We start from the raw sequence: 13,154 nt of genomic DNA on the forward strand, positions 1-13,154 counted from the left end.
CGTTGCGGGCGCCGGTCAGGGCTGGAGGTTCTCCAGGTCCTCCAGGAGGCTGGGGTGCTTGGGCTCCCAGCCGAGTGCCTGCCGGGTGTACGCGCTGGACGAGGGCTGGTCGCTTGCGAAGATCTGGCCGAGGGGGCCGAAGGTCTCCGGCGGCACCGACTCGACCGGCAGGCTCAGGCGTCGGCCGATGACCGTGGCGATGTCGCGGACGGTGTCCCCTTCGTCGGCCACGGCATGCCAGGCGGTACCCGCTTCCGCCTGTTCCAGGGCGAGCCGGAAGAGGACTGCCGCGTCGAGCGCGTGCACGGCCGGCCAGCGCTGTGCTCCGTCGCCGGGGTAGCCGGACACTCCGGTCCGGCGTGCGATGTCGGTCAGCAGGCCGGCGAATCCACCGGAGCCCTGGTTTTGCACCGTGCGCGGCAGTCGTACGGCGCTGCTGCGGACCCCGTGCGAGGACAGGGCCAGGACCGACGTGACCGCACGACTGCGACCGCCGACGGGCCCCTCGGTCATCAGCGGGTCGGTCTCGGTGGAGGCGCGGCCGGGGACGTAGGGGGTGCCGGAGCAGGTGACGAGGGGGCGGTCGCTGCCGACGAGTGCCTCGCCGAGGGTCGCGAGGGCGGCGCCCTCCTCCGCGACCGACTTCGCGAGGGCGTCGGGGCTGCTGAAGTCGTGGCCGAACGCGAGGTGGATCACCCCGTCGGCCCGGGCGGCGCCGGCACGAAGGGTGTCCAGGTCGGCGAGGGCTCCCCGGAGTGGCTCGGCCCCGGCCGCCTCGACGGCCTGGGCGGATGCGCTGGAGCGAGCGAGTGCGAGGACGGTGTGGCCGTGGTCGAGCAGTTCGGCGACGACGGCGGAACCGATCAGTCCAGTGCCGCCGGTGACGAAAACGCGCATGGGAAACTCCCCCAGAAGTGATGGGACTCTTGTCCCATCACTCTACTCCAGTGATGGGACAAGAGTCCCATCACCTAGGATGGTGACCATGGGCAGATGGGAACCAGGCGCACGCGAACGCCTTGTCGTGGCCGCCGTCGACCTGTTCACCGAGCAGGGGTACGACGCCACGACGGTCGCGCAGATCGCCGAACGCGCAGGAGTCACCAAGAGCACCTTTTTCCGGCACTTCCCCGACAAGCGCGAGCTGCTGGTGGCCGGACAGGAGACGTTGAGCCGACTGCTGACCGAGGGGATCGCCGACGCGCCCGCCGATGCCAGCCCGCTTGAGTCGGTCGCCGCCGGTCTGGAGCGCGCATGCAGCGCCATGGGCCCCATGAGCCGCGAACTCGCGCCCCGCCTGAAAGCGGCCGTCGCCGCCAGCGCCGAACTCCAAGAGCGGGACGCCCTCAAGAGCGTCAGCCTCGCGGCCGCCATGACAACCGCACTGGTCGCCCGCGGCGTGCCCGATCCGACTGCCGCCCTGGCGGGTGAACTGGGCGTCCTGGCCTTCAAACGGGGATACGCCCAATGGTCCGAGGGCGACCGCGACGGCAAGGACGAACTTGCCGGGTACACCCTGACGGCCCTTGACGAACTGCGTGCGGCGAGCGCCTCGCTGGGCTGACCGCCGCGACACCTCCGCCACCCGGACGGCGTGCAGGGCATGCACAGGGGCTCAGGAGGGGAGGGAAGGCAGGCGGCCGTCGTCGATGGCCTCGGTGAAGGTGGTGTAGTCGTCCCTGGTCTGCTGGGCGTAGCCGACGGCGAAGGCGGCGACGGCCCGGTCGAAGGAGTCGTCGTCGCCCAGGTAGGCGGCGATGGCGGCGCGGTTTCCGGAGCGGGCGTGGCCGCGGGCCAGCGTGCGGCCGCAGAGGCCGGCGTACCGGTGCATCAGGCTGTCGGACAGGCTCTGGACGGCCGCGGACCCCTTCATGTCGAGCAACTGCCGCCAGTAGAAGTGGCGTCCGGTGGGCCCGGTCGACCAACCGAGGAAGATGTCACCGAAAGCCTGGAGCAACCGCTGTCCTTCGACGACGCGCTGTCCCTCGTGGGTGATGGGCACCTTCACGTAGGGGGCGAGGACGGAGGGTTCGGCCTCCTTGGCCTGTAGCAGCAGGAGTTCGCCCGCTACGCGCCCCTCCAGCAGCAGGACCCAGCAGCGGGTCCCGACGCTGCCGATACCGACGACCTTGCGCGCCGCGTCCAGGATGCGGAAGCGGTCCAGCAGGCTGGCCTGGGCCGACGGCAGGGTGGCGCGATAGTCCTCGAAGGCGTGCTTCACCGTGGCCCGCTCCTCCTCCCCGACCGGTTCGACCAGGGGCGGCGCGTGGACGAACCGGGGCCGCCCGTCGGGACCGGGTGCGGTGAGCTTGGCGACGGCCTTGCTGCTGTCCGTCTGTCGCGCCTGGTCCAGGCTGCGCTTCAGCCGGGCTTGCTGCATCGAGTTGCCGACCTCCTGGAGCAGGTCGTCGGCCGCGATGTGCTCGTACCAGACGGCGAGTTCGGTGGAGGAGGCGAGCTTGCCCAGATGCGTGCGGTAGCCACGGGCGGCCTCGGTCGCCGCGGCTGCGGCGGTCTCCTGGGTCGCGCCGTTGTCGAGTGCGGCCACCACGATGCTGGCGGCCAAACGCTTGACGTCCCATTCGAAGGGGCCGGGCAGGGTCTCGTCGAAGTCGTCCAGGTCGAAGACCAGCCGGCGCTCCGGGGAGGCGAACAGGCCGAAGTTGGACAGGTGCGCGTCTCCCGAGAGCTGAACGACCAGCCCGGAGTCCGGAAGGCCGGCCAGGTCGGCGGCCATGACGGCGGGAGTTCCCCGGTAGAAGGCGGACAGGGAACCCGTCATGCGGCTGTAGCGGAACGGCAGCAGCTCGGGGATCCGCGGCGCGGCCTCCTCTTCGAGGATCTCCACGAGGTCGCGTCGCTGCGTGGAGGGGGTCCACTCCCCGTGCCTGACCAGGGGAAGGCGTTCGCGCGTCGCCCGCCCAGTGGCGAAGGGATCCTCGGATGCGGGGCCCCCTGCATGCGGCTGGCCGGGGGAGCGAGGGGGCGTGGACACGGGATGGCTCCTATGGTGCGGGCCTCGGGCGAGGAGCGTGCTGCGGGATGTCATCACGGGCCGGTCGCCGGCCGTGTGCCTGTTCACGAGTCTTCTTCCAGCGTCCCACGGCTGCCGACGGCCGCCACTTCGGGCGACCGCTGCCTCGCCGGGCCAATGCGGCGAAGCGGCGTGACAATGAGAGACGTCCGGTGTTCAGGATCTGGGAGGCACCGTGAGCGATCTCGAGTTCGAACAGAAGCGGACGCTGTCACGTGTCGAGGCGGCCGACCAGCTCGAGGCCGTGGCAGCCGCGCTCAGACGCGGTGGTCAGGCGGAGCTGGACCTCGGCCCGGGTCGGCTGACGGTGCGGATCCCGGACGAGCTCCGCACCGAGATCGAGGTCGAGCTGGAGGACGGCGAGATAGACCTGGAGATCGAAATGTCCTGGCAGACGCCGCAGCCCCACGGGGCGGCGCACAAGGACTGACGGGTCGCGGCCCCGTTCCCGGCGCGCGTCAGCCGAGGATCTGGCGCTTCTGCGCCTGCATCTCCTCGTCGGTCAGGACTCCCTGTGCCTTGAGGTCGGCGAGCTGCTTGAGCTGGTCGATCTTGCTGGTCATGTCGTCGCCGCCGGAGGACGGCGCCGCCGTCTGGGGCGGAGCCGGCGCTTGGGCGGCGGCAGGCTGTTCGTAAGCGGGCTGCCGCTGCTCCTGCTCGGCCCAGCGGCCGGCCTGACGCCTGGAGACGCGGTTGGACACCGCGGTGGCAGTGCCTGAGATCACCGCGGTCCGTGCGATGCCTCGAAGAAGTCCTGGCATGCTGCGTCATCTCCCAAGTCGAGTGATGAAGGGGTGAGTGCGGGCGTAGCCGTTGTGAGGTCAGGCCGCGTGTCGTCGGGGTCGGTGCTGCGTCAGATGTTCACCGGTCCGCTCGACGTCTGCGGGGTGGTCTGCTCGATCGCGTCCAGCGACGCGAGCAGGGCCTGCACCGGGATCCTTCCGCTGGCCACCATCGCGGCGCCGCCCCGTCGCAGCTCGCGGGCCAGTGGCGCGGCCCAGGTGTTCTCGTACACGAGGATCGCGGCGGAGCTGTCGGCCTCCAGCGCCGCGGCGGCGTCCTGGAGGTCGCTGTGGTCGAGCAGGCCCGAGGAGGCTCCCTCGAACATCGTCAGGTCGACCCCCTCGCCGATCTCCTGAAGTTCCAGCCCGGCCACCGAGCCGTCCGCTTCCTTGCGGACGAACACCAAGTCGAGGATGCGGATGATGCCGCGGTCGACGAGGTCGAGGAGCAGGGGAAATCCCTGTCCCGTCATGCGGTTGCCGGGGAATTCGAGGACCAGGTAGTCGACAGGTCCCATGTCTTCGAGCTCTGCGTTCACGACCACTCCCAAAAGCGGATTCGGTCCTACGTGGCGTCCGGAGCAAGTGCACCTGGGCCGGCACGTAGGCGACCGCAAGGGTGACTCCCGTCAGCCCATTCCAGCATCGGGCGGGCGCCCCCGCACCTCGTGCCGGACCGGGACCCGACGACGACCAGGGCCTCGGGTGTACGCCACCGCACCGCCCGGCTCATGTGGTAGAGGGCTGCTGCCGGTCCCGACGACGCCTACGTCTGGATGACGAGCCGGACCTGGTCGAACTTGCGTGCGGCGAGGTCTTCCGGGCGGATGAGCCAGTAGAGGGCGCCTTCGCCGCCCCACACCATGTTCGTCTCGTGGTCACCGGCGAACTGCGCGAGCAGCACCCATCGTTCGGCTTCCTCGTCCAGCGGTGGGTCCCCCCGCTCGCGCCTCTCCGCGAGAGTCGCGTTCGCGATGTCGTACTCCACCGGGCCCTGAAGAGGGCTGGCATGGCCGCCGATCTGGTGGTCGATCCGGGTGCGCAGGCGCGCGAAGGCACGCACGAACGCCGCGAGTTCGGCTGGAGTGTCGCGGCGGCGGGACGGCCAGACACACATGTCGCCCAGCAGCGCCCGTCTGGTCTGCGGCAGCCACAGATCAGGTGCACTCTGTTCGCTCTCCGCGGTGAGTTCCACCCGCGGGTACGACTCCAGAACAGGTGGCGTCTCAGCCAGGAAGACAGGTGTGTTCTCCGGTACGTACAGCACCTGGGCGCCGGCCCAGGTCTCGGCGTCGTCGACGCACACGACGGCGTCTGCGTGCGTCTGACCGTCGAAGTAGAAGAAGAGAAGGGTTCCGTCCTGCGGGAACTCCTCGCCGAGCCCCTCTTGGGGCAGAGCGGCACACCGCACCGACGCGATGAACGCCAAGGGCCCGTGGTCAGGCCATTCGGGCCAGCCGACCCCGGCGGGCAGGTGCGGGGTCCCGCCGAGAACCGCCACGACCTGCTCGCCGGCGTGCGCCCGGCGCAGGCGTGCACAAGGACGCAGGAGCGCTGTCCAGCGCTGGGCCAGATCGCCGGGAGGATACGCGTCGGCAAGCTGGGAGTACGGCCCATCGGACATGCCGTGCATCATGTCCGATCCCGCCGACACTGCCGTACCGAGGGCCTTCACGCTGTTGGCGTTCGAGCGGACGCCGGGGCGGCGGATCAGGGGCGGTGCTGGATACCCGTGGGTGCAGCAGGCCAAAGGCGGCCGTGCGCGGATACCGAGAAAGTAGCTCAAGCGTCCGGCTAGGACGAGGCGACGGAGACCTGAGCTGTCCAGGAGTCGGGTTGCCGAGGTGGATCCCAGGTCACCTCGACGTCGGCGTGATGGAAGTCGTGCGCGAGCGCCACGACCACGGCGGCCGCAGCGACCCGCGCTTCGGCCGCATCGGCGCTGGCCGGCACGTCGGCAAGGCGTCCACAGAGCATCCCGCCATCCTCGGTGAGCACACTGTGGCGATAGCCATCCGGCGTCGCCAGCAGAACGATGCTTCTCGGCATGCCTACTGGGGGCCGGGTCTTAGCCACACGCTCTCGCCACGCCATAAAGCCATTCAACCTCATGGGTGAGCACAGGCGTTGGTCGGTCACCGTCGTAATTCGCTGATCAGCAAACCCGTGTGCACGGCCAGAGCGAGAAGCGGGAGAACCAGGAATGCCTTGCCCATGCGTGAGAGCCGTGCCGTGTTCATCCGCAGCCCGAGCCCCCGGCGCCGTACGCCGACTGCCGCCAGGGCGAGTTGGAGGGCCTTCGCCACCTCGTGCGCGGGCGACAGGTGGCTCTTCTCCCCGGGCAGCGGACCGACCGGGCACACCCGAGCCTGCCATTGCGCGTCGAAGGACACGACGGCCGAAGCCCAGCCGTTGCCACTGAGGCGCACCGCGTCGGCCGCGCCGGAAGGGGTCGGCAGCGACGCGTCAAGCCGGTCTGTGAGTCCGGCCGGCAACGGCTGACCGGGGAGCACGGCCAGCACCTTCTCCGGCGGCACATGCCGCACGGCATGGTCGAACTCCCACCACAGCTGCTCTCCTTCCCCGAGCCGGATGACCACCAGCCGGGACTGCTCCATCAGTTGAGCCACCGCCGACTGCCAGGCGTCCGAGGGGAAGTAGAGGCGTACGGCCCCCATGGGGGGAAGCCGCTCGTCGGGTCGGCCGACGGCCACGACCGGGCCGAAGGCGCCGAGAACCGTGGCGAAGAGCTCCTCACGGGTCTCGATCCCCGCGAACTGCAACATCCCGGGCAGGGGGATGTCGCCCGTGCGCGCCGCCTCTTCGTCGTCCACGAAACTGCGCAGGTAGAGCACCGGAGCCTGCCCGGTGCGGGCCAGCGCCCGGATCGGGTCCGCCCGGGCCCGGGGCCGGCAGTGGCGCAGGAGAACGGATCCGGAGACCGCGAGCGTGAGGCTGCCGACCAACAGCAGTGCCCGGATACCGATGTTGATGTCCAGGTTCCAGGCCGTGATGGCGGCCGTGCCGCCGAAAATCCCTGCCAGCAAAACGACGTGCCCCAGGCCGGTCAGCAGACCGTGGAGCGATCGGTACCACCAGGGGCGGACCGGGGTGAGCTCGCGGGCCATCCGCACGACATCGGACGCAATCCGCACACGGCGTCGGCGCCGTGCGAGGATCAGCCGGCTCGCAACGAAGGGCAGGGCGAGGGCGCCGTACGTCACGAACGAGCCGCGTTTGCGGGTGACGTCCGCCGCGATGCGCCGCCGTTCCCCCGCGACATCGTCCGGCACGTCACGCAGGTACCTTGCCGCGAAGGCCAGATCGCACGCCGGGTCCGCTCGGGTCGGCAGGGCCCTGCCATGGCACGGGTCGTTCTCCTGCTCCGCCCAGGGATCCGTCGGCACGGATCCCGTCCTGCGATAGCTTCGCCACCGCTCGAGTGACTCCGTCGCCAGTTCGAGCGAGGAGGTGGCGCGGTAGTGGCCGGGGGCCGCGGCGTGCTGGAGGGAGCGGGTCCCCGCGTCGATGTCCCGCAGCGCCGTCCGTTCCTGCTGTGTCAGTGCGGGGCCCGGGGGGTGTGCGACTGAGCGCAGGTGCGTTGCTGCGGAGACCAGCTCCTGGGCATGCCGAGGCGCGTCGTGGAGCATCCGCTGCTCGTGCAGCGACACGCACCAGGAGAGGAGCAGGTGGGCGGCGAGGTACAGCAGCGAGCAGGCGATGTAGGCCGACGCGCGCAGCGCGAACCCTTCAGGAAATCTCGTCCGGCCCACGGCGCCCCCCGGCGATCCGACGTGCACAGCATGGACCGACCGCCCACGAGCGCCGGTGCTGCGATTGTGCCGCACGGTGACCGGCCCGTGGCCCGGAGTTCTGGAAGACGCTTCCGGCGCGTAGGGTCGGGCCGGGGATGAGCGTCTGCCGGTATGCGCGGTGCGGCGACGGCTGGGTGAGGGCGTCTCTGTGTGCCCCGTGGTCCGGCATTCCCGCCTTTCTCAGGCCGTGGCGTCCCGGAACTGCCCCAGCCAGCGGAATCTCCCGCCCGTCACCTGGAACAGATACATGGCCTCCATGGTGAAGCGCGTACTCAGGCCCGTGTAGCGCAGCTCCTTGGTGATCCCCCGGTAGTCCGTGTCCCGCAACCCGCCCGCGATCGCCCCCCGTTCCGCGCGGGACGCGCCCAGCGTTGCCATGACATCGGCGACGAACAGCGTCGCGTCGTAGGCCTCGGCCGAGTACCAGGGAGGCGTCGTGCGGAAGCGTTCGCGATAGGCGGTGACGAAGGGCTTCGCGGCCGTCACCCGGGTGGGGTCGAGGAAGGGCGCGGCCAGGATCCAGCCTTCGGCCGTGTCGCCCGCCGCGGTGAGGAAGCCCGGGTCCAGGACGCGATGGGTGGCCAGCCGGGCGCCCGAGTACCCGGCCGTTCGCAGCGCACGCGACAGCTTCGCGGCGCGCGCGTACCCTCCGCCGAACACCACCGCGTCCGCCCGGGCGGACGTCACCGACTCGGCGAGGGAACGGAAGTCACGGTCGGAGGCGTCGGCGGCGAGTGTGCGCGGGATCGCGGTGTTCCCGGCCGGCAGGGCCTCGGCGACTCCGGAGCAGAGCTGCCAGCTGACCTCACCCTCGGCCGCGTCGTCGATGAGCACCGTTCTGTGGGCCTCGGCGGTGCGCGTGAGGTACGCCATGATCGGCGCCGACAGGATGTCGTCGGTGGGCCGGGTGGCCGCGTACACCGTATAAGGGTTGGCGCTCACGACGACCCCCACCGACACGGTGACCATGGGGAGAAGCGCCTTCTGGTAGAGGTCGAGGACGGCCTTGGCGCAGGCGTCGGTGGTCGGGCCGATCACCGCCCGGACCCGCTTGTCCGCCGCCAGCCGCCGCGCGACTGTCTGAGCCCGGGTGGTGCTGCCCGCGTCGTCGTGCACCTGGAGCGCCACGTCGAAGCCGCGGCCCTTGGGCGAGTTGAGGTGGTCGATTGCCAGGCGTACGCCGTTCTCCTGGGCGCGGCCCAGGGTCCGGCCGCTGCCGCTGAGGTCGGCATGCAGTGCCACCGCCAACCGCGGCAGCGGGGCGGCGCCGCTGCCCGCCGAGGTGTTCGGGGACCGGTGTGCCGTCCACCAGGCCGCGCCTCCGCCCGCCGCGACGACCCCGGCGGTCGAGCCGAGCACCAGGAAGCGGCGCCGCGAGGCGACCTGGCCGAACTGGCCGACCTGTGGCGCGGTGTCGACCGCCCTCGCCCCTGACACCTCGGTCGCCGTCACGGCGGGCAGCGCGAGGACGGCGGCCGAACGGCGGGCGATCAGCGCGGTGAGCGGCTCCGGCAGCCAGCCGCCGCCCTCGTCGTCCCCGGCGCCCTCGTCCAAGGTTCGCCGTATGTCCGTCACCGTGGGGCGGGCGCCGGGCTCCTTCGCCAGACAGGCTCGCAGCAACGGGACCAACTGCTCGGGAACCCCGTCCAGTTCCGGTTCGTCGTGCACCGTGCGCACCAGCACCCCGGCCGCGGCGCCCATGCCGAAGGGCCGCTCGCCCGTCGCGGCGTACGCCAACAGGCAACCCAGTGAGAAGACATCGCTCGCGGGCCCGATCTCCCGGCCCCGGCCGAGCGCCTGTTCGGGCGAGAGGAAGCCGGGGGAGCCGACGACCATCCCGGTCGCGGTCAGCGCGGTGTCCTCCGGCGCCCGGGCGATACCGAAGTCGATCATCCGGGGTCCGTCGACCGCCAGCAGCACATTGCCGGGTTTGACGTCCCGATGGATCAGCCCCGCTGCGTGGACGGCCTCCAGCGCCTCGGCGAGCCGCGCCCCCAGCACCCGGACCGAGCCGTACGGCAGTGGCCCGCACTCCTCGATCGCCTCCGACAGCGAGGGTCCCGGCACGAACGCCGTGGCCAGCCACGGTGATACCGCGTCCGGGTCCGCGTCGAGCAGCGGCACCACCCACGGGCTGGCCACCCGGCTCGCCGTCTCCACCTCGCGGCGGAACCGCGCCCGGAAACCGGCGTCGTGCGAGTGCGCCGCGCGGATCACCTTCACCGCGGCGAGCGAACCACCCGGGGAACGGGCCAGGTACACCACGCCCATGCCGCCCGCGCCGAGCCGCCGCAGCAGCCGGTGGCCCGCGATCGATGCCGGGTCGGCGCCGCGCAACGGCTCCATCAACGCCCCCTCAGGTGGACACCTGGAACGCGGCCACACCCTGGTACGCGAATCGGCCGCCGTCCACCTTCCACAGGTAGACCCCGGTGCCGTCGATGGTCAGGACGCCGGTGTCTTTGTCGAACGCGAAGTTCTTGGTGATTCCCTTGTACGTGGCCGAGCGCAGCGCCGTCGTCAGGTTCGACCGGGTGATCTGCCCTGAGGTCAGCTTGCTCAGACTCCGCACGGTCATCTGTGCCACGTCGTACGCCTCGGCGGCGTACGGTTGCGGTTCGGCGTGGAAGTGTGTGCGGTACGCCGCTGCGAACGTCTTCGCCTCCGGGGCCACGGTGGCGTCCATCACCGGGGCCACGATCGCCCAGCCGTCGGCCGCGGCCCCCGCCTCCGACAGGAACCGTGCGTCCAGCAGCCCGTGGGCCCCGACCCTGGCCCCGGGGAAGCCGCGGCTGTTCAGCACCCGGGCCATCAGCGCCGCGCGGTCGTGGTAGCCGGCGAACGCCACCGAGTCGGCGCCGCCGGCGAGCAGAGCGTCGAGGGTGGGCCCGAAGTCGGTACGCAGTGCGCTGACCACCTTCGGCACGAACGGCTGCCCGGCGTCCCGTTGGATCTTGGCGAGAGTGCTGCTGAGCTCCGAGGCGTACGCATAGGCGTCGGCCGCCCGGTCGTCGACGATGCCGATCGAGCGGGACTTCCCGGTGCCGCGCAGATAGGCGTTCATGTAGAACGGCTGGATCGTGTCCGTCACCCGGGCGTGCAGGAGGGACCGGCTGCCCATCACCCCCAGTACGGTGGCGCCGGGCGACACCGCGATCATGGGCAGCGACGCGGCGTCGTACGTCTCCAGCGCGGCCAGGGCGCAGCCGTCCGTGGTGGGGCCGATCACCGCCAGTACGGAGGAGTCGGCGACGAGTTCCTTGGCGACGACGGGCGCCTTGGCCGGGTCACCGGCGTCGTCCACGGTCCGCACGGCAAGCGTGAAGGGTTTGTTCTTGCGTGCGTTGAACTCGGCGACCGCGAGCTTGAGTCCTTGTTGCTGGGCTCGGCCGACCGCTTTCTGATCGCCGCTCAGGTCGGCGTGCAGAGCGATGGTGTGCACGGGGCCGGTGGCCGTGGTGGCCGCCTTCTTCTTCTCGTCGTCGCGGGACAGCGCGGCCCAGGCGGCTGCGCCGCCCCCGGCCACGGCGACCGCCGCGCCCCCGGCCAGCAGCAGGAAGCGGCGGCGGTTGGGCGGCGGGGTCTCGACGGTGAGGTCGGGCGAGGCGTCGATCTCGGTGTCGTCGATGCCGGGGAGCGCGAGCCCGGCTGCGGACCGTTCGGCGATCAGCCGCACCAGCGGCTCGGGGAGCCAGGCCTCGTCCTGCGGGGCCGGTTCCGGGACCGAGTCCTCGGCCGCCTCCTGGGGACGCTCCTTGCGCAGCACCTCGCGGGGGTCGGCGGGTGTCTTGTCCGGTACGTCGGAGGCGGCGCCGGATGCCACATCGGTCGTCCAGGCGGCGGTGAGCGCCTCGGCCGTCGGCCGGTCCCGCGGGTCCTTCTCCAGACAGCTACCGATCACCTCAGTGAGTTCGGCAGGGGCCCCGTCCAGGTCCGGTGCGTCGTGCGCCGTCCGGTACAACAGGGCGTCGACCGAACCGGTGCCGAAGGGAGGGCGCCCGGTGGCGGCGTACGCGAGCAGACAGCCCAGCGAGAACACGTCCCCCGCGGGCCCCGACTCGCCCCCGCCCCGGGCCTGTTCCGGGGAGAGGAAGCCCGGCGTGCCGACCACGACACCGGTCGAGGTGAGCGCGGTGTCCTGAGCGTCACGGGCGACGCCGAAGTCGATCAGGCGTGGCCCGTCGAGGGCCAGCAGGACGTTGCCCGGCTTGACGTCCCGGTGCACCAGACCGGCCGAGTGCAGGTGCCGCAGAGCGTCGGCGAGCCGTGCCCCCAGCACCCGCAGGCTCCGTACGGGCAGCGGGCCGTGCTCGGCCACGGCCTCACCGAGCGAGGGGCCCGGCACGAACGTGGTGGCCAGCCAGGGCTCCGCGGCTTCGGGGTCCGCGTCCACCAGGGACGCCACCCACGGGCTGGTCATCCGGCGTGCCGTGTCCGCCTCGCGGCGGAACCGCTCCCGGAAACCGGCGTCCTCGGCGAACTCCGCCTGGATCACCTTCAACGCGACCAGGGTGCCGCCCGTCGAACGGGCCAGGTACACGACACCCATACCGCCCGCGCCGAGACGCCCGAGCAGGCGGTAGTCCGCCAGTTTGGCGGGATCCGAGGTACGCAGCGGTTCCATCATGTGCCCTTCAACCGCTGCTGGATCCGCTCCAGCATCTTTGCCAGGGAGTTGCTGCCCAGGGTGGTCAGTTCGTCTTCTGTGTAACCGGTGCCGGCGGTCACGGAGACGGCCACGACGACCGTGCCGAGCCGGGCGACCATCCAGCGGTACGGCTGCGCGGTGCCGCTGTTCTCGGTGAACTGACCGATCTCCAGTACGGAGTTGTCGGCGTAGTCGTTGCCGCGCGCGCCGAACGGGGTGCCCTGTGAGTTCATGCCGGTGATCAGCTCGTTGGAGCGCGGCTGCTGCTGTGGGCAGCGCAGCACCTCCTCCAGGGTGGTGCTGAGTTGTTCGTCGGCGCCGAGGGCGGAGGTGTGCACGGTGGTGACGGCGGTCACGGTCACGGTGCCTTTGCCGCCGCCTGCGGGGAGCGTGCTGTAGCGGGACGAGTTGGCCAGCACCCCCTTCGGCAGTTTCTCGCGTCCCCAGCGGCAGTTCGCGCCGAGGACGGCCCAGGTGCCAGGGGTGCCGGCGGCAGGCTTGCGGGCGACGTAGCCCCGCCCCCAGTCGGCCGGGGCGAGCACGACGGCGTCGGCGAGGGCGCGTCCGGCACGTGTGGTGCGGGGGACGAGCGAGGCGTCGGGGGTGAAGACGGAGGCGGCCGCGGTGGAACTCGCGGAAGGGGCCGCGGTTGCTCCCGCCCCGGTCGGCGCACCGGCCGAGGACGACGAGGATCCCGTGGCAGGCGTGCTGTCCGCGCCTTGAGCCGTGCATCCGGTCAGCAGAATCCCTGCGGCCAGGGCCGACGCCCAATTCCCCCTTTTACGCAGGGTGTTGCCTGTCACGCAGTCCCCTCAGGCCCGTCCGCGTTGTTCGATCCTCCGAACCTAGACGGCCGCAAGGCGGGGGGCATCAGT

Annotated in this window: 12 protein-coding genes; 2 read left to right on the forward strand and 10 right to left on the reverse strand. The window is 71.4% G+C overall.

Annotated features, from left to right (window positions below; genetic code table 11):
* Positions 1-15: 15 nt before the first annotated feature.
* Positions 16-897, reverse strand: a complete 882-nt coding sequence (locus tag OG866_RS42930; RefSeq protein ID WP_329343323.1) for an SDR family oxidoreductase — start codon at positions 895-897, stop codon at positions 16-18.
* 88 nt (positions 898-985) lie between these two features.
* Here OG866_RS42930 and OG866_RS42935 point away from each other — a divergent pair, with 88 nt between their 5' ends.
* Complete coding sequence (locus OG866_RS42935) at positions 986-1,564, forward strand: TetR/AcrR family transcriptional regulator (RefSeq protein ID WP_329343325.1); 579 nt, start codon at positions 986-988, stop codon at positions 1,562-1,564.
* Between the two features lie 51 nt (positions 1,565-1,615).
* Here the strand turns inward: OG866_RS42935 and OG866_RS42940 are convergent, their stop codons facing one another.
* Complete coding sequence (locus OG866_RS42940) at positions 1,616-2,995, reverse strand: DUF2252 domain-containing protein (protein WP_329343327.1); 1,380 nt, start codon at positions 2,993-2,995, stop codon at positions 1,616-1,618.
* 214 nt (positions 2,996-3,209) lie between these two features.
* On the opposite strand from OG866_RS42940, the gene OG866_RS42945 reads away from it, so the two are divergent.
* Positions 3,210-3,464 (forward strand): amphi-Trp domain-containing protein, encoded by a 255-nt coding sequence (locus tag OG866_RS42945; protein WP_329343329.1) that lies wholly within the window; start codon positions 3,210-3,212, stop codon positions 3,462-3,464.
* Between the two features lie 28 nt (positions 3,465-3,492).
* Here the strand turns inward: OG866_RS42945 and OG866_RS42950 are convergent, their stop codons facing one another.
* The 8 genes from OG866_RS42950 to OG866_RS42985 all read right to left on the reverse strand — a co-directional run bounded on the left by OG866_RS42950 (position 3,493) and on the right by OG866_RS42985 (position 13,082).
* Positions 3,493-3,795: an SHOCT domain-containing protein gene (locus tag OG866_RS42950; RefSeq protein ID WP_329343331.1), complete on the reverse strand. Its 303-nt coding sequence runs from the start codon at positions 3,793-3,795 to the stop codon at positions 3,493-3,495.
* A gap of 92 nt (positions 3,796-3,887) precedes the next feature.
* On the reverse strand, positions 3,888-4,334 hold the full coding sequence (locus OG866_RS42955; protein WP_443063677.1) for a DUF6325 family protein: 447 nt from the start codon (positions 4,332-4,334) through the stop codon (positions 3,888-3,890).
* Positions 4,335-4,582: 248 nt separating this feature from the next.
* On the reverse strand, positions 4,583-5,440 hold the full coding sequence (locus OG866_RS42960; protein WP_329343335.1) for a YwqG family protein: 858 nt from the start codon (positions 5,438-5,440) through the stop codon (positions 4,583-4,585).
* Positions 5,441-5,610: 170 nt separating this feature from the next.
* Positions 5,611-5,865, reverse strand: a complete 255-nt coding sequence (locus OG866_RS42965) for a hypothetical protein (protein WP_329343337.1) — start codon at positions 5,863-5,865, stop codon at positions 5,611-5,613.
* Between the two features lie 86 nt (positions 5,866-5,951).
* On the reverse strand, positions 5,952-7,589 hold the full coding sequence (locus OG866_RS42970) for a hypothetical protein (protein ID WP_329343339.1): 1,638 nt from the start codon (positions 7,587-7,589) through the stop codon (positions 5,952-5,954).
* A gap of 222 nt (positions 7,590-7,811) precedes the next feature.
* A complete protein-coding gene (locus OG866_RS42975; protein ID WP_329343341.1) occupies positions 7,812-9,977 on the reverse strand; it encodes a bifunctional serine/threonine-protein kinase/ABC transporter substrate-binding protein in 2,166 nt (721 codons plus the stop codon).
* 10 nt (positions 9,978-9,987) lie between these two features.
* The gene (locus OG866_RS42980) at positions 9,988-12,255 is read right to left on the reverse strand and encodes a bifunctional serine/threonine-protein kinase/ABC transporter substrate-binding protein (RefSeq protein ID WP_443063678.1); all 2,268 of its coding nucleotides are present in this window, start codon (positions 12,253-12,255) and stop codon (positions 9,988-9,990) included.
* Complete coding sequence (locus OG866_RS42985; RefSeq protein WP_329343343.1) at positions 12,255-13,082, reverse strand: hypothetical protein; 828 nt, start codon at positions 13,080-13,082, stop codon at positions 12,255-12,257. The genes OG866_RS42980 and OG866_RS42985 overlap by 1 nt, the downstream gene beginning before the upstream one ends.
* Positions 13,083-13,154 lie beyond the last annotated feature (72 nt).

The sequence above is a fragment of the Streptomyces sp. NBC_00663 genome, assembly GCF_036226885.1.
Taxonomy (GTDB): Bacteria; Actinomycetota; Actinomycetes; order Streptomycetales; family Streptomycetaceae; genus Streptomyces.